The organism is Corynebacterium tuberculostearicum, assembly GCF_046097255.1.
Taxonomy (GTDB): Bacteria; Actinomycetota; Actinomycetes; order Mycobacteriales; family Mycobacteriaceae; genus Corynebacterium; species Corynebacterium tuberculostearicum_J.
On the sequence record NZ_CP175770.1, the window covers coordinates 406,690 to 431,096 of the forward strand.

The 24,407-nt window shown below is 60.2% G+C and carries 24 protein-coding genes and 1 pseudogene; 9 read left to right on the top strand and 16 right to left on the bottom strand.

The features are described 5' to 3' along the window. Nucleotides 1–7: 7 nt before the first annotated feature. The gene (locus ACKFRY_RS02130) at nt 8–3,466 is read left to right on the top strand and encodes an arabinosyltransferase domain-containing protein (protein WP_408923088.1); all 3,459 of its coding nucleotides are present in this window, start codon (nt 8–10) and stop codon (nt 3,464–3,466) included. On the opposite strand, the gene ACKFRY_RS02135 is transcribed toward ACKFRY_RS02130, so the two are convergent. The 3 genes from ACKFRY_RS02135 to ACKFRY_RS02145 form a co-directional block, all read right to left on the bottom strand. Continuing rightward, on the bottom strand, nt 3,405–4,790 hold the full coding sequence (locus tag ACKFRY_RS02135; protein ID WP_408923089.1) for a PepSY-associated TM helix domain-containing protein: 1,386 nt from the start codon (nt 4,788–4,790) through the stop codon (nt 3,405–3,407). The two genes, ACKFRY_RS02130 and ACKFRY_RS02135, sit on opposite strands and share 62 nt — an antisense overlap. A 63-nt stretch (nt 4,791–4,853) precedes the next feature. After that, entirely contained in the window at nt 4,854–5,747 is an 894-nt protein-coding gene (locus ACKFRY_RS02140) for an alpha/beta hydrolase (RefSeq protein WP_408923090.1), read from the bottom strand. A 39-nt stretch (nt 5,748–5,786) separates the two neighbouring features. Continuing rightward, nucleotides 5,787–7,721 (bottom strand): M13 family metallopeptidase, encoded by a 1,935-nt coding sequence (locus ACKFRY_RS02145; RefSeq protein WP_408923091.1) that lies wholly within the window; start codon nt 7,719–7,721, stop codon nt 5,787–5,789. A 42-nt stretch (nt 7,722–7,763) separates the two neighbouring features. On the opposite strand from ACKFRY_RS02145, the gene ACKFRY_RS02150 reads away from it, so the two are divergent. From ACKFRY_RS02150 to ACKFRY_RS02185, 8 genes and pseudogenes are all read left to right on the top strand, one after another. After that, nucleotides 7,764–8,345, top strand: coding sequence for a hypothetical protein (locus ACKFRY_RS02150; RefSeq protein WP_408923092.1), 582 nt, complete (start codon nt 7,764–7,766; stop codon nt 8,343–8,345). Beyond that, nucleotides 8,346–9,197: a PrsW family glutamic-type intramembrane protease gene (locus tag ACKFRY_RS02155; protein WP_408923093.1), complete on the top strand. Its 852-nt coding sequence runs from the start codon at nt 8,346–8,348 to the stop codon at nt 9,195–9,197. A 157-nt stretch (nt 9,198–9,354) separates the two neighbouring features. Beyond that, nucleotides 9,355–9,558: pseudogene (locus ACKFRY_RS02160) on the top strand (IS256 family transposase); the annotation flags it as partial. Nucleotides 9,559–9,742: 184 nt separating this feature from the next. Next, entirely contained in the window at nt 9,743–10,324 is a 582-nt protein-coding gene (locus ACKFRY_RS02165) for a hypothetical protein (RefSeq protein ID WP_408923094.1), read from the top strand. A 237-nt stretch (nt 10,325–10,561) separates the two neighbouring features. Then, nucleotides 10,562–10,708 carry a hypothetical protein gene (locus ACKFRY_RS02170; protein WP_408923095.1) on the top strand — a complete coding sequence of 49 codons (147 nt, stop codon included), beginning with the start codon at nt 10,562–10,564 and terminating at the stop codon, nt 10,706–10,708. Nucleotides 10,709–10,970: 262 nt separating this feature from the next. After that, on the top strand, nt 10,971–11,270 hold the full coding sequence (locus ACKFRY_RS02175; protein WP_408923096.1) for a hypothetical protein: 300 nt from the start codon (nt 10,971–10,973) through the stop codon (nt 11,268–11,270). A gap of 392 nt (nt 11,271–11,662) precedes the next feature. Next, nucleotides 11,663–13,006, top strand: coding sequence for an IS256 family transposase (locus ACKFRY_RS02180; protein WP_408923097.1), 1,344 nt, complete (start codon nt 11,663–11,665; stop codon nt 13,004–13,006). Nucleotides 13,007–13,237: 231 nt separating this feature from the next. Beyond that, a complete protein-coding gene (locus ACKFRY_RS02185; protein WP_408923098.1) occupies nt 13,238–14,161 on the top strand; it encodes a hypothetical protein in 924 nt (307 codons plus the stop codon). A 148-nt stretch (nt 14,162–14,309) separates the two neighbouring features. On the opposite strand, the gene ACKFRY_RS02190 is transcribed toward ACKFRY_RS02185, so the two are convergent. The 13 genes from ACKFRY_RS02190 to betA form a co-directional block, all read right to left on the bottom strand. Continuing rightward, a complete protein-coding gene (locus ACKFRY_RS02190; RefSeq protein WP_408923099.1) occupies nt 14,310–15,176 on the bottom strand; it encodes a hypothetical protein in 867 nt (288 codons plus the stop codon). Between the two features lie 27 nt (nt 15,177–15,203). Continuing rightward, entirely contained in the window at nt 15,204–15,521 is a 318-nt protein-coding gene (locus tag ACKFRY_RS02195) for a multidrug efflux SMR transporter (RefSeq protein ID WP_005329765.1), read from the bottom strand. Next, on the bottom strand, nt 15,518–15,877 hold the full coding sequence (locus tag ACKFRY_RS02200; protein WP_284821811.1) for a multidrug efflux SMR transporter: 360 nt from the start codon (nt 15,875–15,877) through the stop codon (nt 15,518–15,520). Before ACKFRY_RS02200 ends, ACKFRY_RS02195 begins: the two co-directional genes overlap by 4 nt. Then, nucleotides 15,874–16,179, bottom strand: coding sequence for an MGMT family protein (locus tag ACKFRY_RS02205; RefSeq protein ID WP_284821812.1), 306 nt, complete (start codon nt 16,177–16,179; stop codon nt 15,874–15,876). Before ACKFRY_RS02205 ends, ACKFRY_RS02200 begins: the two co-directional genes overlap by 4 nt. 5 nt (nt 16,180–16,184) lie before the next feature. Continuing rightward, nucleotides 16,185–17,012: a VOC family protein gene (locus ACKFRY_RS02210; protein ID WP_408923100.1), complete on the bottom strand. Its 828-nt coding sequence runs from the start codon at nt 17,010–17,012 to the stop codon at nt 16,185–16,187. After that, on the bottom strand, nt 17,013–17,297 hold the full coding sequence (locus tag ACKFRY_RS02215) for an RNA-binding S4 domain-containing protein (protein ID WP_005323225.1): 285 nt from the start codon (nt 17,295–17,297) through the stop codon (nt 17,013–17,015). Between the two features lie 35 nt (nt 17,298–17,332). After that, on the bottom strand, nt 17,333–18,244 hold the full coding sequence (locus ACKFRY_RS02220) for an alpha/beta hydrolase family esterase (RefSeq protein WP_408923101.1): 912 nt from the start codon (nt 18,242–18,244) through the stop codon (nt 17,333–17,335). A gap of 16 nt (nt 18,245–18,260) precedes the next feature. Further along, entirely contained in the window at nt 18,261–18,590 is a 330-nt protein-coding gene (locus ACKFRY_RS02225; RefSeq protein WP_049358954.1) for a YbjQ family protein, read from the bottom strand. Nucleotides 18,591–18,599: 9 nt separating this feature from the next. Further along, nucleotides 18,600–19,274 (bottom strand): LysE family translocator, encoded by a 675-nt coding sequence (locus ACKFRY_RS02230; RefSeq protein WP_179387246.1) that lies wholly within the window; start codon nt 19,272–19,274, stop codon nt 18,600–18,602. A 190-nt stretch (nt 19,275–19,464) separates the two neighbouring features. Beyond that, nucleotides 19,465–21,357, bottom strand: coding sequence for a heavy metal translocating P-type ATPase (locus tag ACKFRY_RS02235; RefSeq protein ID WP_408923102.1), 1,893 nt, complete (start codon nt 21,355–21,357; stop codon nt 19,465–19,467). Then, complete coding sequence (locus ACKFRY_RS02240) at nt 21,354–21,713, bottom strand: helix-turn-helix transcriptional regulator (RefSeq protein ID WP_023016478.1); 360 nt, start codon at nt 21,711–21,713, stop codon at nt 21,354–21,356. The genes ACKFRY_RS02235 and ACKFRY_RS02240 overlap by 4 nt, the downstream gene beginning before the upstream one ends. Before the next feature lie 82 nt (nt 21,714–21,795). Beyond that, entirely contained in the window at nt 21,796–21,951 is a 156-nt protein-coding gene (locus ACKFRY_RS02245) for an alkane 1-monooxygenase (RefSeq protein ID WP_408923103.1), read from the bottom strand. Nucleotides 21,952–22,602: 651 nt separating this feature from the next. Beyond that, a complete protein-coding gene (gene betA / locus ACKFRY_RS02250) occupies nt 22,603–24,378 on the bottom strand; it encodes a choline dehydrogenase (RefSeq protein WP_086588585.1) in 1,776 nt (591 codons plus the stop codon). Nucleotides 24,379–24,407 lie beyond the last annotated feature (29 nt).

The window sequence follows — 24,407 nt, forward strand, 5'->3', positions numbered from 1 at the left end:
AATCGCCGTGTCAGATAGCCTCACTACGAATACCACCCAAGCGCGACCTGCCGCTGCCGGCTCCCGCTTCACCGCCGCCCCCGCGGGCCTGCGGTGGACCGCAATCATTGCCGGGCTGATTGGTTTCCTGTGTTTTGTAGCGACCCCGCTACTGCCGGTGACCCAAACCCAGTCCTCTTATGATTGGCCGCAGCATGATTCCGTGCAGTCCATCAACGCGCCGCTCATTTCCGTCGCCCCAGAGGACCTGAAGGCCACCATCCCCATCTCCGCAGTCGATGAACTGCGCGAGGGCCAGTCCATGGTTTACGGCACCGTCCCACCGGAGTCCAAGAAGGCCTCCAACCGCGGCCTTTTCGTCCGCGCGAATGACGAGGGCCTGTCCGTTGTGTCCTTAGATGAGGTGCTGCTTACCCTCAACGCCAAAGAGGTAGCCAAGCTCCCCAAGGACGCCACGATTGAAATTTCCGCTACGGGCGATGGCACCTCCGTGAGCGTGGGCGAGCATGAAAAGACCACCGAGGAGGATCTGCGCCCGCAGGTCACCGGCGTTTATACCGAAATCGACGAGAAGGCTGACGTGCAAGCCCTGCTTGACGACGGCCTCAATGTCCACGTCGATATCAACTCCCGCTTTACCTCGTCCCCGACGTTGCTCAAGACCATTGCCATGTGGCTGGGCATCGCCATGGTGGTCGTGTCCCTGTTCTGCCTATGGCGTATCGACCGCCTCGATGGCCGCCGCTTCGGCTTCATGCCCGAGACGTGGAAGAAGGTACGCCCGCTCGATGGCGTGGTCGCCGCCATTTTGGGATTCTGGTACATCCTCGGCGCCAATACCTCCGATGATGGCTTCATCTTCTCCATGAGCCGCGTCTTCGATCACGCGACCTACATGGCCAATTACTACCGCTGGTACGGCGTGCCGGAGGCGCCCTTTGGCGCTCCTTACTATGACTTGGTTGCCGTACTCTCCCAGATTTCTACCGCCTCGGTCTTCGTGCGCCTGCCGGGCCTGATTTCCGGGCTCATTATCTGGTTTATCCTCTCCCGCGAGATGCTGCCGCGCTTTGGCCAGCTTGTCGACGGCCGCCGGGTCGCCCACTGGACCGCAGCGCTGATGTTCCTGGCCTTCTGGCTGCCGTATAACAACGGCACTCGCCCAGAGCCCATCGTGGCGCTCGGCGTGATGTTTACCTGGGCTTCCTTCGAGCGCGCCATTGCCACCCGCCGCCTGCTTCCGGCGGCCGTGGGCACCATCGCCGCAACCATCACTCTGGCCGCCGGCCCCACCGGCCTTTTTGCCGTGGGCGTCTTCCTGGTCAGCCTGCCGCACCTCTTCCGCGCCATGGCCGAGCGCGTGCCGTCCATGGGCGGCGGCGCCCTCGGCTGGCTGTCGCTCATTGCGCCGTTCCTGAGCGCTGGCACCGCCATCATGGTCGCCGCCTTTGGTGACCAGACGCTGTCTACCGTGCTGGAGTCCACCCGCGTGCGCTCCGAGGTCGGCCCCTCCTTGCCGTGGTACGCCGAGTACGCGCGCTACTCCACCCTCTTCCAGGAATCCGTGGATGGCTCGCTGACCCGCCGCTTCGCGGTCTTCACCATGCTCTTCTGCCTGGTGCTCATCGTGGCGGCCTTTATCAAGAACCGTCGCGTCGTTGGTGCTGCCGTCGGCCCGACCCAGCGCCTGCTCATCATCGTGGCGCTGTCCATGTTCTTCCTCATGTTCACCCCCACCAAGTGGACCCACCACTTTGGCATCTACGCCGGCGTGGCCGGTGTCATCGCCGCCCTCGGTGCTGTGGTGCTCTCCCAGTTTGCGCTGCGTTCGCCGCGCGCTCGCACCTTCGCCATCGCCGCGGTGGTCTTCTTGCTCGCCATCTCCTTCGCCGGCTGGAACGCATGGTGGTACGTATCCTCCTTTGGCATTCCATGGTGGGATCGCACGGTGCAGCTCAAGGCCATCGAGGCTAATAAGGTGCTGCTCGCCATCGCCCTCATCATCTTCGCCATCGGCGTGGTGCAGTCCCTGCGCCATAGCTACCGCAAGTCCCAGGCGGAAGAGGCTGGCGCGCTCGCTGAGTTTGAAAAGAATGCTGCCGCCAAGGTCTCGCGTTCGGCCGGCATCATGTCTGCGCCCATCGCCCTGGCCTGCGCCATCGTGGTAGCCCTTTCTTGTGCTTCCTTTGCCAAAGCCACCGTCTCCCAGGCGGATTCCTACTCCGTGGGCAAGGGCAACCTGGCTTCCCTGCGCGGCAATACCTGCGCGCTGGCGGATCAGACCATGGTAGAGACCAATACCAATGATTCCTTCCTGACCCCGGTGGACGGCGACTTGGGCGATTCCCTGGTGGATGAGGACGAAACCCACACTGGTTTCGACCCGAACTTCATCCCCGAATCCATCGAGCCGGAAAACCAGAACTCCGCCTCCGTGGGTGCCATCGCGGATGGCTCCAGCGATTCCTCCTCCGATAGCGCCGAGACCGCTACCTCCGGCGCGGATGCTGAATCCGGCGGCGCGAGCGATTCCGCCGATTCCCAAGAGTCGAAGGAAAAGAAGGACAAGAAGTCCAAGGAAACCACCAATACCTCTGAGGGTGGCGTGCGCGGCACCCGGGGCGTTAATGGTTCCACCATGCACCTGCCGTTCAACCTGGACTACACCAAGGTGCCGGTGCTCGGTTCCTATAACGAAGACCAAGACTCCACCTCTGAGGTGACCACCAAGTGGTACAACCTGCCAGAAGCCAAAGACAATACCCCGGTTCTCGCCGTGTCCGCAGCCGGCAATATCTACCACCACGATGTCAACGGGGTGGAGCAAGAAGGCATGGAGCTTAGCCTCGAGTACGGCACCATCGATGACTCCGGCAAGGTCACCAATACCGGCGAGGAGGAACTCTCCGCCGTCGGCGCCACGCCGAAGTGGCGCAACCTGCGCCTGCCGCTGGATAAGCTGCCGCAGGACGCCAATGTGGTGCGCCTGGTAGCCACGGATGATTCCACCGATGAGGATGATTGGCTGGCCTTTACCCCGCCGCGCGTGCCGGAGCTGGATACCATCAATAATCAGTTCTCCAAGGACACCCCGGCACTGCTGGACTGGGCCGTAGCCCTGCAGTTCCCGTGCCAGCGCACCTTCGACCACTTTGCCGGTGTCACGGAGATCCCGGAGTACCGCATCCTGCCGGATTCCTCGGCACAGACCTCGCTGACGGACTTCCAGTCCTTCTCCGGCGGTGGCGCCATGTCCACCGCGGAGGCGGTCAACTACTCCTACGAGATCCCGAGCTACCTCAATAATGACTGGGCCCGCGACTGGGGCGCCATTGAAAAGTACGAGCTGCGTACCGATTCACAGGGCAATGCCCCAGTCCCCGCCGAGATCGATTATGAGGACATTACCCGCTCCGGTCTGTGGCAAGACTCCGAGATGAAGATTCGCCCCGAGGGCGAGGAGTAGTCTCACCTGTGGCAGCGCCTCGGCCCCGCTGCGGGGCGCGCAACCGCCGCACAATCCAATCGCCTAGGAAAAAGATCACAAGCGAGGCGCCAAAGAGCGGCGCGATGATCGAATAGGCCACCACCCCCGCCAGCACGGCGGGGGTAATTTTTAGCTCGGGCAGGCCGCGGCGCGGCTTTATCCACCACATCCGCAGACCCGCGATACTCACCACGAGCAGTCCCAAGGCCAGCGCCGCCAACGCGATCTGACTATAGATACCGAAGAGCGTCCCCATGTGCAGCTGGATGAGCCACGAGGTTAGCTGTGCGGCAAGCGGCCAGTCGGCGGAATTAATGCGGTCGATGACCTCCCCGTTCGGGGTCACTGCTACGGCATCACTGCGCAGCTTAAAGGCCGCACGAGCCTCGCGCACGCCCCACGCATCGCCTGGCTTTTCCGGTGGGGTCATCTCCAGAACCCCGGTCAATCCTTGGCTGCGTGCTGCCGACAATGCGGTTTGGGCCCCGGCAAGTTTCGCAGCGCCCTCATGTCCCGCATGATCCGCATGGCCCGCATGTCCCTTGTGACCAGCGTGGCCGGAATGCTCCCTCGCTTCGTTGTTTGCACCCACTTCCGCAACGGAGGTTGCCACAGACGGTTCCTTCCAATTCAACTCCTCGCGCACCTTGCCAATGCTGGTACCCGCCACCAGCGACCACGTCAGGCCGGTGACGGTCAGGAAGAGAAAGCCTGGCAGCAACCAAGCGCCCACGCGGGCATGCAACGTCAGCGGCTTAGAAAGCCGCTTTCTATTCTTCTGCTTACGCTTAAGCCACAGGTAAATGCCAAGGATGCTCAGCGCACCGAGCCACGAGGCCGCAAGTTCGGCATAGAGGCGGCCAGGCTCTCCCAGCCACAGGGTGCGGTGGCCATCGGAGGCCCACGTACGGAAAGGCAGCGCCCGCGAGCCGCCATATTGTTGTAGTTCGCCAGTGATGTGTAGGTCCACCGGGTCTACAAAAACGGCGTGGGTATAGCTGGAGTTGGGAGCGGTGGGGTCGTCGAAAAGCACGCGAGTGGTCTCTTGCGGATCCTCGGAAGGCTCGACCTGAACCACGTGCCCAGCTGGGTGCTCGCGCTGGGCGGCGGCAATCTGCTCGTCCAGGCTGCGTGGGTTACCTGGCGCGGTGGCGGTTACCTCATCGTGGTAAATCCACGGTTCAAAGGTGGGTGCCAAGGCATAGAGAAAGCCGCTTAACGCTGCGACTATGAGGAAGGGCGCGATGATGACGCCGGCGAACTTATGCAGGCGCGATAGCGCGCCATGGGTGGATATAGTCATGCGGAACTAGTCGCAACCTTGTTGAAACTAGTTCCCTTTTAGTATGGAATCGCCAGGAAACTGTTATTTTTCTAGCTCGCCAGCCAGGAACGCGGCCGCATCCTGCACGCGCTGCCGCGCCACCGCTGGGGTGGACACACGGTGGGTGGAAACGTAATCGCGCGCGGCAGCGCCGGGCACGGAAACGCGCGCGGCAATCTCATCCTCGGTGGCGGTCTGCACGAAAGTGTGCGGACCTAGCTCAGATAGGTCCGCTGGGATGTCGTATCCAGCGCGCAGGTCCTCCGGCAGATGTGCCAGGGCGCCGAAGTCGGGGAAGGTGAGCAGGAGGGCGTCGGCAGGCGCCAGCGCCGCTAGCGCCCCGCCGGAGGAATAACCCCAGGTAGTAACGTTGGAAGCACCCTGCGCGCGGGCATAGTCAATGGCCTGCTGCACGGCAGTGACCATCTCCGCCACGGTGTGCTCGGGGGCGAGCGGATAATCCACGTCAATAATGGTGGTGCCGGATAGCTGCGCGGCGGCGGCTACCTCGGGGCGCCACTGCATCTCCAGCGCTTGACCACTGCCGCGCCACCAACCGCCCGAATGGAGCGAGACCGCCCACCGGCCGGTGGGGGTGCTAGGCCGGAAAATGGCGCCCACCTCAGACTCTTCTACGCTAATGCCCTCCGTGTATGCAGTGCCCGGTAGCGCATGGTCCACCGCAGTACCGAGCACCATCATTGCCGCATGGGTAATGCGATCCGGCAAGAGCGCGCAATACTGATCCGCCTCAGGGGAGCCTCCCCCGGCCCACGGCGGGCGAAAATCCGGGGTGTCATAGTGGGCGTCGATATAGGCAACAAGCTGCTCGAGCTGTTCCTTTTCCTCCATCTGGCGGTCCTGGCCGCCGATGTGCCACTCCTGGCCGGGCTCCAGCGGGCGGTGCGGGTCCTGGTTAGCATCTGCGTTAGTCATGCCACCGAGCCTACGCGCACCGCCTACCGGCTAAAAGGGCTACCAGATGGTGACGCGATCCTCCGGCGCAATGTACATCGCAGAATCCTCCGCTACGTCAAAGGCCTCGTAGAACTCCGCGATATTGGCAGCGATGAGGTTGCAGCGGAACTCCGCCGGCGAGTGCGGGTCAATGGCGAGGTACTGGGTGGCCATCTCCGGGCGGATGGCGGTACGCCATACGCGGGCCCAGGACAAGAAGAAGCGCTGCAGTCCGTTGTAGGTATGCTCGGCCAGTTCCGGCTCGGCACCGTCTACCTCGAACTTTTCCTCCTTGCCCTGCAGATCAATGCCCTTATCGGCGCAGTAGTTCTTGAAAGCCACCACAGCGATACCCAAACCGCCTAGGTCACCGATATTTTCACCCAGGGTGAAGCTGCCGTTGACACCGGTGGAGTCGATGCCGGCTTCCTTGAGCACCGTCGGTACCTGGCCATTGAACTGCTCCACCAGCTTCGCGGTGAGCTTGTCAAAGGCCGCGCGGTCCTCCTCGGACCACCAGGAGTTCAGGTTGCCCTGGCCATCAAATTGCGAGCCCTGGTCATCAAAGCCATGGCCAATCTCGTGGCCGATGACGGCACCGATGGCGCCGAAGTTTTCTGCGGCATCGGCATCCGGGTTATAAAACGGCGGGCGCAGGATGGCGGCTGGGAAGGTGATGTCATTGACCACCGGGTTATAGAAGGCGTTGACCGTCTGCGGGGTGGTCACCCATTCATCGCGGTCGGCCGGCTTGCCAATCTTGGCCAACTCAAAATCATGGGAGAAGGCGGAGCCGGCGCGGGCATTAGCCAGCAGGTCCGCGCCCTTGCCGGAGACCTCGAGGCCGGAGTAATCGCGCCAGGAATCCGGGAAGCCAATCTTGGCCTTGAACTGGGAGAGCTTTTCCAGCGCGCGCTCGCGGGTGGCGGGCGTCATCCACTCCAGCTGGGAGATGCGCTCACGGTAGGCGGCGATGAGGTAGTCCACCAGCTCATCCATCTCGCGCTTGGAAGAGGCCGGGAAGTGCTTATCCACAAATACCTGGCCAATCTCTTCGCCCACGAGGGATTCGGCCAAGCCCACGGCGCGCTTCCAGCGGTCACGCTGCTGGGTAGCGCCAGAGAGCTTGGTGCCATAGAACTCGAAGTTCTTCGCGCCTACTTCCTCGGGCAGCATGGCTGCGCGGGAACGCAGGATGTGCCAGGTGGCCCATAGCTGCCAATCGGCCATGCGATTGGAGGTAAAGAGGCCCTCGAAGTGCTCGAGGTAGGACGGCATCATATTGACCACGCGGTGCTCTGGCAGGTTGCCGCCGGAGAGCAAAGCGCGGGTCATGGTAGGCAGCTCGCTAAACTCGCACGGGTTATAGGTCTTGACCGCATCGCGGGTAGAGACCACGTCCCAATGGCCAGCGGCCAGCTCCTTTTCCAAGCTGACGATGCGGTGGGCTGCTACCTCGGCACCCAGGCCAAAGAGGCGGGCTGGGTCGAGGAATTCCAGCATTTCGGCCACGTGCTTTTCATAAGCGCTCAGCGTTTCCGCGTGGGCTTCCTCGCGGTAATAAGCCTCATCCGGCAGGCCCAGGCCGGATTGAATGACATAAGCAATGGCGTCCTCGGAACCAGAGTCCTTGGATACCCAGAAGGTCACCGGGGAGCCAACACCGGTGCGCTCAAGCTCACCCAGGCGCTGTGCCAGTTCCTCTGGGTCGGCCGCACTCAGGCGGTCCAGATCCGCATCCAATGGAGCCATGCCGGCCGCGTTGACTCCCTCGGTATCCATAAAGGAGGCATAGAGCTTGCCCGGGCGGCCGGTGTCCTTGTCCACGATCTCGTGCACGAGTTCCTCCGCCTCATCGCGCAGCGCGTGGAAGGTGCCATCCACGCCGCGATCATCGGGAATGACGTGGCTTTCCAGCCAGGGTCCATTGACTAGTTGATAAAGATCTTTCATGCTTGCCACTCTAGGTCAAAGCAGCAAGATAAGGTGTGGGCTATGGAATTTTATCGCTTTCCTCCAGCGCATCCGCGGCGCCTTTTCCTCGCCGTCATTGCGTTCGTGGCGGTGGTTCTCGCTTTGCCCACAATTGTGCAGGCGGCGCTGGCGGATTCCTCCGCGGACGTCGAGCAGGTCACCCTGACCGAGCCCAGCCAGGATTGGGAGATTGACGTTGCTGATCTCTACTGCGAGCGCGATTATGAATCCCTCGCCAGCATCGGCTGGACCTGCGGTGATGTCAGTGTGCAGGCCACCCTCACCGAGGATGCCAAGGACGATGCCACCACCTTGCGTCGCATGGTTCGCGCCCTCGCCATGGCTTCCCTGCCGGCCGACGCCCCCACCTTTGACGGCACGAATGGAGCGCTCCTGCTTGCCGACGCCCCCTCCTCCACCGCCGCCCTCTCCCTCGACGGCACCGGCGAAGACGAAAACAAGGATTGGGTGGTCACCGTGACTGGCAAGGGAGATCAGGCCCGGGCCACCACCTCCCGCATCTGGCATGCCTTCGGCCAAGAGGATCTGCCCGCTGGGGCCGAAGCAGAATTCGCTGACTTCTCCGGGGAGTTGATGTACTAGATGTCCAAGCTCTTTCGCATCACGCTGTGGATCCTCTCCGGTATTGGCCTCATCGCGTTCTTGGTCCAGACGCTGAGCACATTTTTAATCTCTCCCCTGATGGGCCTGCTCAGCCTGCTCATCGCCGCCGTTCTCGTGGCGCTGGTCATCTTCCTGCTGCAGCGCAGCCCCATGTGGGCCCGCCCGGCGCGCCTGTGGGCCCTACTGGCTTTCCTTTGGGGCGGCGGGGTGGCCGTAGCCCTAGCGCTGATCAGCTCCGGTCCTGTCATGCAGCTTGCCATCGGCACCGGCTGGGTCGATGCCATGATGTCCTGGAGCGGCGCCTACCCAGAGGAAATCTCCAAGGCCACCGGCGTCATTTTCGTGCTCATGTCCTTCCGCCAGCTCAACCGCCCGTGGCATGGCTGGATCGTGGGTGCAGTGGTGGGCCTGGGCTTCGAGGCCTGCGAAAATATCCTCTACGGCGCCATGGGCGCCACCATGCACCCCGATAGCGATGTCCAGGGACTGTTTGAGATGTGGGGCCTGCGCCTTGTCGCCGGCCCGGGCCTACACGTCTTGCTCACCGCGCTGGCTGGTTGGGGCATCGGCTGGGCGCTCTACGCCGCCGCCAAGCCGCTGTGGTGGCGCATCGGCGTCTTTCTCGGCTGCCTAGCCGCCGCCTTCCTCCTGCACTTTTGCTGGAACTACCTGCACGATTCCGAGGTGGCCGCCATCATCCAGGCCGTCACGGTAGCGCTTATCCTCTACCCGCTGAGCATGTGGCTGGTGCTGCGCGGTAATAAGCTCGCCAAAACCGACGAGAGCTACAGCCACAGCACCGCCGAAGATGCACTCGCCTTCATCCGTTAGCATTTGCACAATATTTTGTGCTTGTCCTATTACGCCACCGCGGCGGCCAAGAAGCTTCGCAATTCTTGTCCCAGTTGTTCTAAGGCCGTGCAAGCAAAATGGCCAGAGCGTCAGGAAGTTTGTGTGTGGCTCTGATCTAGAAGGAGTTTCACCGATAATGACTACGGTGTCACCGAAGAAAAGCCATGACCCGGCGAGGGTCAACGAGATCAGCGAGAAGCTGATGGAAAACCCTGAGCTCGGCAGCTTGATAAGCGATCTGTCGGCTTCCGCTGATGATGCAAGCGAGCTAGTTAAAGGCCTGCTACAGGCATCGATCAACGCTGGTCTGCAGGCGGAGATGGATGCACACTTGGCCTATCATCTCGCCGCGGAACTGCTACAGCCGAAAAGCGGATAGTGTCTTGGTGGTAAAAGCACCTTCTTCTCCTTATGCACAGACAGCAGCTGTCTAGTTCCCCGGTGGCTGTTTTCTGACCACAGCGATCGTGGCTTGCATCCCGCCATATGGAAGTTGTCTTTGAACACTAGGCTACAATTTCAGGGTGGAATCCCAGCTAGTCGCCTACATCGACGAGTCCTCCGCCCTCAGGCCCCCAGACCGGCAGGAGTACATGGTGTGTGCAGCCATCATCGACACTCAAGACTTGGAAAAAGTACGCGAGGAGCTGCGTCCACTACGGCTTCCTGGCCAGGTCAAACTTCACTGGACCGACGAACGTAATAGCCGACGCCGGAAAATTGTGGACACCCTTTCTGGGATCGACTCCATGCAAGCGATCATCACCCACCAGAGTGAAGTGAGCAAGAAGACGGAGAGACACCGCAGGAAATGCTTGGAGCAAATGTACTTCGAGCTCTCCGAGATGCACGTCCACAACGTCACTTTGGAAAGCCGGCAAGAAGCACAAAACAAGCGAGACATCGCCCATATAGTTGCCCTGCAGGGCCAGGGGCAAAGCGCTGGCATCCGACTGCGACACGTACGCGGTGGCGATGATCCACTGCTCTGGATTCCAGATGCCGTTCTGGGAGCACTGAACTCCGTCCATCTAGGGGAAGAGCAGTACTGGGAGAAGCTGCACGAGAAAGTGGTCCTCAACCGTCCCACCCCGGATTCCCTCTAGAGAAAGGCGAAGACCCTGGGTCCAGTCGTCCGGCTGGGCCCCAGGGTCTTCTTCCAATCCTGTCGTAACAGGTGGCAATAACACTAGGGTAGCACCATTTGGCACCATTTGGCACCGTTTGGCACCGTCCGTTTCCTTAGCTGGATCGGCGGCCTCATCCTAGTTTCCTAACCAAATCCACATCGACCAAGCCGAACGCAGCGGGCTAAATATCACTCTGCTCAATACCCCTAGACGTTGACACCGACATGCCCCGCCGTCTACGAAGCCACCTTCACCACGATTCAAAGCGCACGTGGCAAGAAGCGTGCGGCAAAGCGTTGGGGCAATGGTGCTGCACGCAATGCCGTCGCTGCTCTCATCGAGGAGGGGCACCATGACTAAGAAACATCCTAGAAATGGCTGGTCAGTACAAGAGCTAAGGACAAAAAGGCTAACTATGCGCGCAATTGCTGCCGAGTTGGGCTGTTCAGTCGGCACGGTTCATCGCTGCGTCAAAGAGGCACAGGAGCAGAAAACGACATGATTGACGAATCACTCAACGAGCAGTGAAGAAGTTCTAACTACTTCGACGTGTTTAAGTTGCCTGTAACCAAGTCGAATAAGCCGGCAATTAACACACCTTATTTTCCGTAAACTGCCGACTATGGAAGAGAAAAACCTATCGTCATTAGTGTTCGGAAACGTCGTCCTTGAATCTCAGTTTTTGGGGACAACTCCTCGAATATATTCCGCTGACATGCGGTCTTATTATTTACGCCCCAGCCCTTATGCCACTCTCTCTGCCCCCTTAAATGATTTAAGAGGGCAGCTTCAACCTGACCATGCTGAGGCTATCACTAAGAAAATCTTTGACTCCGTAGCTGAAGAGCTGAACGAAAACTACCCAGGTGGGTGTAAGCGCGCAGAGGAGGAACTAAAAGCCTGGCTTATGCAGAGTAATTAGTTCACATTGCACGGAAGATGGACTTCCTTGGAGACACCAAAGTCATGATGCTTTCCTGCAAAAATCTCTCCATCAATTCGATAACCATGCCCTGAAGTAGTTGGACTACTGATCGCTTCTCCACGAACAAATCCGTAGACACACTCAGTAAGATTCCTAGAGGTTTCATCTACGGTCTGATAAAAAGCTCCGAGATGTTCTTCTTGAAGCCTGATCTTTGCGCTTAAAGGAAGAAACCCAGTTCCAGTACACCGGACATGCAATCCATAAGCGACAATTCCTCCAGCTTCTACCTGGGGATTCGCAAATGTTCCAGACTCCGCAGAGCCGCTACAGAGAGTGTCTGATGGTTTGTGTGTGGGTACCTAACCCGCATAAGGAGATGGACCAGAATGACTACTGTGGCACGACGAGACTCGGCTGATAAGGCCAAAATTGATGCGATTGAAAAGAAGCTTCTTGCTAACCCTGAAATCGCGAAACTGATTGACGACCTAGGCACGTCCACAACGGATGCCAATGACCTAGTTCGCGGCATGTTACAGGCCTCGATTACCAGAGGCCTCAACGCTGAAATGGATGCCCACCTGGGCTACGAGTCTGGCGACAGGAGCGGCAAAGCTGCCGCTGGAACAGACAATCACCGCAACGGGTCGTATCCAAAGACCGTGGATTCTAACTACGGGCCAGTCACCGTTGATGTACCGAGGGATCGGGCTGGAACATTCTTGCCGACTATGGTCCCTAAAGGCTCGAGGAGATTGACCGATGTCGATGACATGATCGTCAGCTTGTACGCCAGTGGGATGACAATTAGGGACATCCAGCACCATATGGCAACGGCGATGCGGGTTGATATTTCCCATGAGACGATTTCTGCAGTCACCGATGCCGTGCTCGATGAGGTCATGGTCTGGCAAAACCGCCAGTTAGATGAGTTCTACCCAGTCATTTTCCTGGACGCGCTGCGCATTAAAGTCCGCGACGGCGGCCGAGTAGTCAACAAGTCCGCGTACATGGCAATCGGCGTGGACTTGGACGGTATCAAACACATTTTGGGATTGTGGATTGCCAAAGAAGAAGGCGCTTCATTTTGGGCGCAAGTATGCGCCAATCTTTCCAACCGTGGGGTCAAGGACGTCTTTATCGTCTGCTGTGACGGGCTTAAAGGCCTGCCAGAAGCAGTTGAGGCAACCTGGCCGAACTCTATGGTGCAAACCTGTATCGTGCACCTGATTCGTGCCGCTAACCGGTGGGTAGCCTACGGGGATCGACGGGGTGTATCAGCCGCGTTGAAAAAGATTTACACCGCCACGGACGAGTCCACAGCTCAGGCTGCCTTAGACGAATTTGAAGCTTCTGAATTGGGAGAAAAGTATCCACGCTCAGTCAAGGTGTGGCGGGATGCGTGGGGCCGGTTTGTCCCGTTTCTGCAGTTCCCACCGGCAGCCAGAAAGGTAATCTATACGACGAACTCCATTGAGTCGTTTAACAATGAACTGCGTAAAGCTACCCGCAACAGGGTGCAGTTCACCAACGATGAATCAGCGCTCAAGACGCTGTGGTTGATGATCTGCAACATCGAGGACAAACGAGCTGCCAAGAGGGCAAAGCAAGGCAAACGAGTCTCAGCGACAGCCGGCAGACTCATGGAAGGAGCCCGAGTTTCCGGCTGGAAACAAGCCATCAACCAAATGGCCGTTGCCTACCCCGACCGCTTCGACAAATACCTATAAACCTAACCCCACACACAAACAACTTGACGTTCCCGCTACACCCCGAAAAATGCCGCAGCGATCGGAACACAGCACACCATAGAAAGCCAACGATTAACCAAGAATCCTTTTCATCCCGAAAACCAAGGCTTAAACGAAGATACAGCCCCACCACAAGGACTCTACCGTCAGAGAAACAACCACCCCACACGATAAGATCAGTTCAATGACTCATCCACCTCGGAAGGAACCATGCAAATCCCCAAGCCCAACCTCTCCAGCATCAAAGCCAAACTCGACGACGTCCAGCTCTCTGACGTCAAAGCCAAGCTCCCTAACAAAGAAGTCCTCACAAAACTCAAACCGGACGAGGAATCCCTTGCAGAAACCGCGATGACCACCGTCACCGCCGCGGTCAAGCTCCCCTTCGTCAAGGTCGATCGCGAGGAATTCCTCCGTTCCGAATTCAAGGATCATGAACACCTCGACATCATTCTTGAGCGCGGGCCACAGGCCGTCTTCACCACAGAAGCCCTTGCCGAGCGCGCCAAGCGTCTCGTTTCCACCAACACCCGCAACACCACCGCGGTATCCTTCGCAGCTGGCCTGCCTGCTAACGCCTTCGTCGCCGTCCCCGCCGCTGGCGCCGATGTCGCCCAGTTCTTCGGCTTCGCCCTCCGCATGGCCCAGCAAATCAGCTATCTCTTCGGCGAGAAAGACCTCTTCACCGGCGAGGACTCCACGCTCAACGATGAAGCCAAGTTGCGCGTCTTCGGCTACCTCGGCGCCATGTTCGGCATCGCCGGCGGCGCTGCCCTCATCAATAAGGCCGCCAGCATGGCCGCCGCGCAAGCTGGAAAGAAGGTCACGAACAAGGCACTCACCAAGACCGTCTGGTACCCCGTCGTGAAGAAGGTCGCCGCCATGCTCGGCCAGAAAATCACCAAGCAAAGCGTCGGCTCTGCAGTCACCAAAGTCGTCCCGGTCCTCGGCGGCGTCGCCGCCGGCACGCTTACCTATGCCACCTTCCGCCCCATGGGACAACGCCTCACCGACGTCTTCGTCAACAACCTCAACGGCACCTTCGACCTCAAGAACGAACTCAACCCTGAGTTCCTAAAGGAACTCGAAGAAGAGGAGGCAAAGATCATTGACGGCGAGGTCCTAGACGACTAGCGCACTATGAAGATTTTTGCTGGTGGCTCCATCCGCAGGACGACTGCGGCAATAAATTGTGGCAGAAACGGCCTCGCCTTCATCCGCTAAATCCGCCCCCGCCATCCCAGGCCAGCACGCTTTATAGTGCTGTCGAGCTCTGCAAGTCCTAGTTGCACACGCGCATCGGCGTTACCTGAGCCAACGCCTGGTTCGCGCTCGCGCAAGCTTGACGCTCGTAGTTCGCTGCCGTGCGGGTGGCATCACGGACGGCCTGCCGTGCGGGGCCTTGTAGATTCAAATCGTGCTCGATGCGCGCGCCAATGGCTTCACTAGAACCACCCGGTGCAGGTAGTGCGCCTGGGGCATTATGTACGGCACGGGTGACATCTGCAGTATGAGTGCCCGCGTCACCATAGGTATTGGCGGCGACGGTAAAACCAGGGGCGGTGGATACCGAAGCATGGATGCGGCGATCATCGGACCAGCCAAACTTGGTACCGATAACGCCCGGAATTCGTGAGGTACCAAAATCTTGGCGGTAGCCATCGGCAGCCACAGGGGCGGCATTAGCCATGCCGGTCAGAATGGGTGCGGCAATGGGATCGCGCTGGATACGCGAGGTAAACCGCGCTACATCCTCGGTAGAGGTGGTCGTTGTCCCCCAGTAGCCGGTGGAGTGCGTTTCGCGCAGGCCAAACTCGTGGATGATGCTGGGGATGGCCTGCGGGTAGCGGCGGTCCAAGTCAGTAGCTACGTTGTCATCGCTCACACGAATCATATGCTCCACGCGGGCTTTATCAGCCGGTGCACCGTATTTTAGAACCCAATAGCCCAAGTAGAGCTTGCTCAAAGACAGCGCGGGGCGAGACTCATGGGAATTAGCGGTAGAAACCGTGGCCCCAGAAGCATGCCGGACAGTGATTTGGGTGCGCGCGGGCACAGCGTGCGGGTCGAGCGTGACAGCCTGGGCGGCGGGGATGGTAACGAAGGAGAGTGCGGTAACCAAGGAACCTACCGCCAGCTTTTTCATCATGAAAGTATCGTAGCCTCCCCATGGACGCTACGCACCGGCTTCTACGAGCAGCACTCCCCCGACAATCAGCACCACGCCCAGAGATTTCAGCCAGGTAAATGGCTCCTTGAACAGGAGATACGAGGCAATGGCGGTAAGCGCAACGCCAGTGGCAGCCCAGATGCCGTAGGCCACGCCGAGATCCATGCCTGCCTTGAGCACGAGCGCCAAGAAGCCGTAGGCAGAGACATAACACAGGGCAACGAGCACCACCCAGAATCGGCGGCCGGTTACCGCGGACATGCGCAGGCACAGGGTGCCGGAAACCTCGATGGCGGTGGCGAGGAAAAGCAAAAACCAGATCATTGCGGCGCCACCTCCACCGTGTGGTCTTGATCCTCGTCTGGTTTCGCACCCATTTCCACGCAGAATACGCCGGCCATAATGAGCGCGATGCCGGCGAGCTTTACCGCGCCGAGCGGCTCGCCAAATAGCGCGGCGGACAGCAACGCGGTGGAAATGACCCCGCCGGATGCCCAGAGACCATAGGCCACGCCCACGTTGACGCCTTCTTGCATCACGCGGTGCAGCAGCGCGAAGGCGAGGATGAAGCAGAGGGCGGCCACGCCGTAGATCCAGAAATGGTCCACTGCGTATTTCAGCGCGACGGTGCCCACGACTTCGCTAGCAATCGCGAGAAAGAGAATGACCCAGGCCCTCACTCCATCAACTCCTGTAATTCGCGGGCGTCGATTCCGTGCTCGTGCATTTTAACGCGGCCGTTGGCGTGCGCGATGGCCTCGCGATCCCAGAACTCCGCGGCGCGGGCGGGATCGTGGGAGGCGCCATCGGCGCGGACCACGCGCCACCATGCAGCACCGCCGCCGTGGCGCTTTAACACGGTACCGACGTTGCGCGCGCCGCAGCCGGCCACCTTAGCCACCTCGCCATAAGAGGTCACATTGCCGGGTGGAATCACGGCAACGACCGCTAATACGCGCTTGACCAGAGGCGACTCACTCATCGCAATTATTGCGGATCGAGGCCCAGCACATCATCCGACTCAGTGGGCTCTTCTTCGGGGGCGTCTTCGACCTCGGTGAGGGTGATGGTGGCACCGGTGGAATCGGCCAAAAGGCACATGCGGCCGAAGGGCGAATCCCACGGTTCGCGGATGACCTCGCCGCCTAATTCCACGGCCTTCTTCGCAGCGGCGTCGATATCGCGCACGCCCAAATAGGTCTGCCAGAAGCTCGGGACCTGCGGCGGGAACTGCCCCTCGGCGTTCCACAGGCCGGCAAACGGCGCACCGTCTTCTTCCGCGGTGGCGTAGATAAAGTTCTCATCCTCGGACTGCATGGCGCGGATCTCCCAGTTGAATAGCTCGCCATAAAAATCCATCGCGTTCTGGAAGCCCGAGGTGGCGGTGAGCTCGTGCCAGACCGGGGTGCCGGGCTCGCCGGCGGCCACGAAGTGCTCCGGGCCGGCGGGTTGGATGAGGCCGAACATGCCCCCGGCGGCGTCGACAAGCAGGGCCATGTGCCCCAGCTGCACCTGCTGCGGCTCCACCAGGATGCGCCCGCCGAGGTTCTGCGCGCGCTGGCAATCGCCCTCGATGTCCTTGGACAGGAAGTAGGTCACCCATGTATCCGGCATGGGCGCCTCCTCCGGCTGCGGGATGAGCCCGGCGATGGGCAGGCCCTGCAGGCGCGCCATCTGGTAGGGATTATCCTCGCTGGACTCGGCGGAGATTTCCCAGCCCAGCACCTGCTCATAGAAGTGCGCGGACTTGCGCGGGTCCGAGGTGGTCAGGTCGATCCAGTAGGGCATGCCCACTTCAGCTTCGAATGCTGGCATCTACATATTCCTCCACTTTTCTGGATCAAAGTCATCGTCGGCCGTGGCTTCATCGAAGTAATCATCGTCATCGTCCGGCTCGCCCACGCGCGCGCAGGCATCCTCGATGCACACCTCATCGCCTGGGTGGAGCATGGCGCCCCGGCGCGTCTCGGGCTCGCCATTGACCGTAACTACGCCTTCTGCGATGAGCTCTTTAGCTTCGCCACCGGTAGCCACCAAGCTGGCCAGCTTGATGAACTGGCCCAATTTGATGGAGTCGCCATTGATAGGAATGTCTAGCATGCCGCCCAGCTTACCCAGCCCGCACGCGGCTATCGCTACGGGTGGGCGATATGGAAGAAATCCAGGACCGTATCGGTAGTCCACTCCGCCCTGACCAGACCGGAATGGTCCGTGGCCCCGCCGTTCCACGTGTGCGTGCCTCCGTGGATGGTGTACTGCTCGGTGCGCGCATCACATACCCGCCAGGTAAAGTGCTCCACCGCTTCTTTCCGACGCCTCTTTGGAAACGGATTGCAGCCATTCTCCCTGGCAATCCCGCGCAGCGATTGCTTTACCGAGCGGTAGTGCGCGCCGTGTTGGTGCCCGCCATCGTAATTCATGAGCACGTCCTCGGTGCCGTGAATATCCAGGTAATCAGTGGGTTCGCTGGCGCAGTCCTTTTCTACGCGGTCGTACTTGGCCGCCGAGACCGTCGCCACCGCATCAAATAAGCCCGGCCGCTTGCAGGACACCGCGCGGGCAAACCCGCCACCATTGGAAAAACCCACGCCATAGGTGGTCTCAGAGGCGGGATAGTGACGGCGGACGAAATCGATCGTGTCATCGACGTATTTGAGGTCATCGTCCAAGCTGGTTACCGCATACGGTGCCGGCGCCCACGCCTTGCCCGCGCCTTGGACGAACACCGTGATGGCATCGCCCTGGGAGAGATCGGTTCCTTTGAACATATTGCCGGCATCCATCTCATAGCCGTGCATCGCCACGACCACGGGCAGGCGGTGGTGCTTATCCGCATTAAACGGCACGTGGACCACAAAACTGCGATGATTTTGCAGGTTAATGATCTGGTACTGGCCATTGGCCGTTGTGCCTTGGTCCGGCAGCGTGGTGATATAGCCATCGGCCGCGCCTTGCGATTCATTCGGCACGCTGCCCGGCCGCGGCGGTTCTTCCTCGCACCCTGCCATGAGCCCAGCGGCCGCGCATAGCCCAGCGCACAGGGCCATTGTTTTCTTGCCGATTTTAATCACGAGCGCGCAGCTTCACCGCCGTGCCGGTGGCCGTGACCATCAGCATGTCATTCGACGTTCCCATGGGCGAATAATCGAAGGCGATGCCCACCACACCATCGGCCCCGAGCTCCTGACCGCGACGCCACAATTCATCGAGTGCCGCCTCACGCGCCTTGATGGCCTCGCTCTCGTACCCGGCGGAGCGTCCACCGGTGATATTGCGGATGGATGCCCCGAAATCCTTCAGCATATTAATACCGATGACCGTTTCCCCGGCGATAATGCGGATATAGTCCGTGATTTCATAGCCATCAACGGTATTGGTAGTGGTAAAAATCATGGCCCCAGATTACATGGCTATAAGTCCACGCACTCCTTCAAAAAGGATGATGACACCCAGCAGCAGGAAGACCACGCCGCTGACAATATCCACCCAGGCGGAGTTCTTAGCCATCCACTTCGAGACCGCGCGGGTACTCAAAGCCACGCCGACAAAAAGCACGAGGCTTTCCAGAATCAATACGGCACCCACCATGAGATTGGCGCCGATGCCCATGCCGGGATCGATGAAATTGGCAAAGATGGCGCCAAAGAAGATGACCACCTTGGGGTTCGAAAGATCACAGATGAATCCCATGCGATAGGCAGTGCCCGCCTTGATGATGCCGTCCGGCGTAAACCCGCGCGGCTGCGGAGCGCGGGTTTCGGTGCCCACGACGGTTGCGGGCGCACGGCGCTCCTTGATGCCGCCGGTAATGGCGGTATAGGCCATCCACAGCAGGTAACAACCACCGAGAACCTGCAGCGCCACGAGGATCCCCGGATGCGCAGAAATCAGCGCGGATAGACCCGCCAAGGAGGCCACGGTCCAAATGGTAAGGCCGGTGGTACTACCAAGCGCCGCCCATACGGCTGCGCGCGTAGAACGCGCACCTAAGCGAATGATTTGCACTACGTCTGGGCCCGGCGAGGCAATCGCCGCGAACCACACGCCCATTAAGGTCACCAGGGCGCTAATAGCCACCTAACACCTCCATACTCGCATGCGATTGGATTAACACATGCCACTATAAGAAGTCTCTCACCTGCAGCGAAACAGGTAAGTTCTGTGATTTAGGTAGCTTCTCAATCTATCTTTTAGAATGACGTGCCTGGCCCAAGGTGTGTCCGCTCAGCGTGTGGTTTAACACTTATGAGACTTGCCGGTCACAGCCTCAGCGTTTTGTTTGCGCAGCCCGCAGGCCGTTCAAGATCACGATCACTTCGGCTACCTCGTGAACCAACACGACGGCGGCCAGGCCCAGCACGCCGCTGATCGCCAGTGGCATCAACACGATGATGATGGCCAGAGACAGCACGATGTTCTGGTTGATGATCCTGCTTCCTCGGCGGGCGTGCTGCAGCGCCTTCGGGATTAGCCGGAGGTCGTGGCCGGTGAAGGCGACGTCAGCGGACTCGATCGCGGCGTCAGAGCCGGTCGCTCCCATCGCTATGCCCACCGTCGCGCCCGCCAGTGCCGGCGAGTCGTTGATGCCGTCGCCGATCATCGCCGTCGGCGTCTTGGAGGAGAATTCGGCGACGATGCTTGCCTTGTCCTCAGGGCGCAGCTCGGCGCGCACGTCGTCGATTCCGGCGATTCCAGCCAGCGCCCGGGCGGTGCGAGTGTTGTCGCCGGTGAGCATGCTTACTTCCACGTCGTTGGCGTGCAGGGCCTGCACGGCTTCGGGCACCTCGGGCCGCAACTCGTCACGGACCCCGATCGCCCCGGCGAGAGCGTCATCGACGGTGACCAGGACGCAGGTCTGACCCTCGGACTCCATGCGCTCAACGTCTGCTTTCAGTGGTCCGGCGTCGATCCATCGGGGGCTGCCCACCAGCACCCGTCGGCCTTCGACGGTGCCGCCGATGCCATGCCCAGCTTCCTCGCTGATGTCCGAGGCGGTGGGCGCTTCGGGCCCCGCTGCCGCGATCGCCGCAGCGAGGGGGTGTGTCGATTGCTGCTCAACTGCCGCCGCGAAGGAAAGCACCTGCGCCCGATCGAATCCGTCTGCCGGGACCACTCCGGTAACCTCAGGCTGGTTGCGGGTAAGGGTTCCGGTTTTGTCCACTGCCAGGTGACGGATGCCGCCGAGTCGCTCGAACGCCGCGCCGGACTTGATGACCACTCCGAACTGGCTGGCCGCGCCGATCGCGGCCACGACCGTCAGCGGCACGGAGATTGCCAGCGCGCACGGCGACGCTGCGACCAGGACTACCAGCGCACGGGTGATCCACGTCTCAGGGTCGCCCAGCAGCGAGCCGATCACACCGACCAGCACCGCTAGGATCATCACCCCGGGCACTAGGGGTTGAGCAATCCGGTCGGCGATCCGGGCGCGGTCGCCCTTTTCCGCCTGCGCTTGCTCGACTAGGTCCACGAGTGTGGTCAGCGAGTTGTCCGTTCCAGCTGCGGTCGTCTCGACCTCCAGCACCCCGGCGGAGTTGATCGCTCCCGCAGGCACTTCGTCGCCGGGCGCAACCTCCTCCGGAATGGATTCTCCGGTGATCGCTGAGGTGTCAAGGCTGGAGCGCCCGGATCGAATGATGCCGTCCGTGGCGATCCGCTCCCCGGGGCGCACGAGCATTAGCTCGCCAACCTCGAGGTTCTTCGCTTCGGCCTCGGCCGCTGTGCCGTCGCGCAGCACCGTCGCGGTCTGCGGTACCAGCTTCAACAGCGCCCGCAGTCCGCCTTGGGCCCGGTCCATCGCCTTGTCTTCCAGTGCCTCGGCGATCGAATACAGGAACGCTAGCGCCGCGGCCTCTCCGACGAATCCGAGGATCACCGCACCGACCGCGCTGATCGTCATTAGCAAGCCAATGCCGAGCTTGCGCTTCGTGACAAGGTTCCGGATCGCTCCAGGCGCGAACGTGTAAGCGCCCAACAGCAGCCCAACCCAATACAGTACCGTCGCGGGCGTCTCCAAGTCGGACCAGTCCAGCGCCAGTCCTGTTATGAGGGCTACGCCGGAGAAGATCGGCAGCAGTAGCTTAGGGTCCTTCCACCATGGCCGATCGAGCTCGTCGATCTCCGTGGCGGGTTCGTGTTCGCATCCACATGCTGAACTCATACGTCCGCTCCTTTCTCGCCGCAGCCGGGCACCGAGCACTCAGTGTCGATGCAGGGGGCGTTCTCGTCGACGGCCAGTGTCGCGTTGACTAGCGCTTCGAGCGCTGCCGCGAGGTGCGGATCGGCGATTTCGTAGCGGGTTTTACGGCCCTCCGGCTCAGCGACGACAATGCCACAATCGCGCAGGCAAGACAGGTGGTTCGAAACGTTCGAGCGCGTCAGATCCAAGCTTTGCGAGAGCACAGCCGGGTAGCTCGGACCGTCTAGTAGGGTTATCAGGATTCGGGAGCGCGTCGGATCAGCCATGGCCCGGCCGAGCCGGTTCATGACGTCGAGGCGCGAAGCAATAGTCAGCATGTGCTGAACTATACAGTATGCGATGAACTATTTAAAATGGGCTGAACTAACAGTCACGCGAAAGTCCTGCAACCTGCAAGAATTAGTCGATGGGATAGCCGATGACTGGTCCTTCACGGTTCGGCTGCCAACCCAACGCGGGGGGCGCGACATGGGCGGCGAATTTCTCCAGAATCTTCACGTGGATGTCCACACCCACCCCTGTGAGGAGGGTGATGAACAGGGTGTCGGCGGACATGACGGCGGCGTAGGTGCGGCCAGCGACACTGACACCAGGTTCTCCATCAAGAGCTAGACATTCACGGACATTGCGTACGGGTCAAACCACACGTAGCGAAGCTTTCTAATAGCCAAATGACTATCTCTTTTCGCTGGTATCCGGGAATGATACTTCCTTGAAGTCGGCGGTGTTGGCTACCCCACGTACGAAGTACTGGAACTGCTTTTTGGAAACCACTTTGGTCTACGAAGCCATAGCCCTTCACGCTACATCGCAGGAAAATTCCATTTCACGGTCGGTATGGGCCTTTTGCAGTTGGTTAATTCGAAATTTATTCACCGTCTCCTTAGCCACCCACACGCTTAACACGGTGTTTGGTCATCTTCGCGCGAGGCGAGCAGCTCCTTTAGATGCATATCGATGTCATCGAGCTTTCTCAGAACGGATACGGCGAAAACGATACTAATGACTAAAGCGATAATACTGAGCATCAATGTCCTCCTTTACTCTGTCATTTCAATCCAGCGGGGCCGCTTCCTTGCCCGCCGATTAAACCATGGTTCTGGCCCAGCGGAGGGGTGCGCGGTGGGAGGGGGACGTCGGCAAGCAAAAGCGCCGCGCCCCCAGGAAAAGGGAACGCGGCGCTACAGCCATCCGGCGGGAGGGTGCTTAGTGGTCAGCGCCTTGGATGGAGTGCTTGTGATCGCGGACTGCTTCGCCCTCAGCGTAGAGCGGCATATCCTGCTTGGCCTTGTACCACTCAGCGTGGTTTGGCTCCAGCGGGGTGCGGCCGGCGATGAGGTCAGCGGCCTTCTCGCCCACCATCATGGTTGGGGCGTAGATATTGCCGTTGGTCACGGACGGGAAGACGGAGGCATCCGCAATGTAGAGGCCTTCGACGCCCCACACGCCCATGGTATCCGGGTTGACCACGGCCATAGGATCGGACTCCGCGCCCATCTTGGCGGTGCAGGATGGGTGCAGCGCAGTCTCGCCGTCGTTGCGGACCCACTCCAGGATTTCCTCGTCGGTCTGTACATCCAGACCCGGGCTGAACTCGCGGGCGCCGACCTCTTCCATGGCCTTGGTATCCAGCAAGGAGCGGGCAACGCGTACGGCCTCAACCCACTCGCGGCGGTCCTGGTCGGTCTTCAGGTAGTTGAAGAGGATGGACGGCTTGTCGTGGATATCGGCGCTCTTGATGTGAACGTGGCCCTTAGTATCGGAGAACATCGGGCCCACGTGCCACTGGAAGCCGTGCTTGACGTCCGCCTTCTGGCCGTCGTAACGCACGGCCATCGGCAGGAAGTGGAACATGAGGTTCGGGTAATCCTCGTTCTCATTGGAGCGCACGAAGCCGCCGCCCTCGAAGTGGGAGGTAGCAACCGGGCCCTTGTGGGTCAGCAGCCACTGCAGACCCATGAACGGCCAGCGCCACTTATCCAGGTAAGGCTGGGAGGAGGCAGTGGACTTGGTGGTCTCATACTGGATGTAGACCTCGAGGTGGTCCTGCAGGTTCTCGCCCACACCCGGCAGGTGCTTGACGACGTCAATGCCGTGCTTTTCCAGAATCTCACGGTCACCAATGCCGGAGATCTCCAGCAGCTGCGGGGTATTGATGGCACCGGCGGACAAGACGATCTTCTCGGCGTAGACGCGGTGCACGCCACCCTGCCACTCGTACTCCACGCCGACGGCCTTCTGGCCCTCGAAGAGGATCTTGGTGGTGAAAGCGCGGGTGCGGATCTCGAGGTTCTCGCGATCCATATTGGGGTACAGGTAGGCGCGGGCAGCGGACCAGCGCTTGCCGTTCTTAATATTGCGGTCGAACGGAGCGAAGCCCTCTTGGCGGTAGCCATTGACGTCATTGGTCAGGTTGTAGCCGGCTTCTTGCACAGACTTGAACAGGGCCTGGAAGAGCTCGGAGGTGGCCGGGCCGCGGGAGAGGTACAGCGGGCCATCGTGGCCACGGCGCGGGTCATTCGGCTCAGCCGCAGCGGCGGTTTCCATGCGGTTGAAGTACGGCAGGCAGTGGGCGAAGTCCCAGTTCTCCATGCCCGGGTTCTGGCCCCACTTCTCGTAGTCCATCGGGTTACCGCGCTGGTAGATCATGCCATTGATGGAGGAGGATCCGCCGAGAACCTTGCCGCGAGCATGGTAGACGCGGCGACCGTTCATCTCCGGCTCTGGATCGGATTCATACATCCAGTCGTAGTTCTTTGCGCCGATTGGGAAAGAGAAGCCGGATGGCATGTGGATAAACAGATCCCACAGGGAATCTGGGCGGCCAGCCTCAAGGACCAGCACGCGGGTGTTCTTGTCTTCGGTCAGGCGTGCGGCGATGACGGAGCCTGCGGAGCCGCCGCCAACGACGACTACGTCGCTTACTTCATCGGTGACCTTCTTAGCGGAACGCTTCTTGGTCAGCTTGTCCATAAAACCCATAAATCCCCTTCTTTCTGTGAAATATTTCA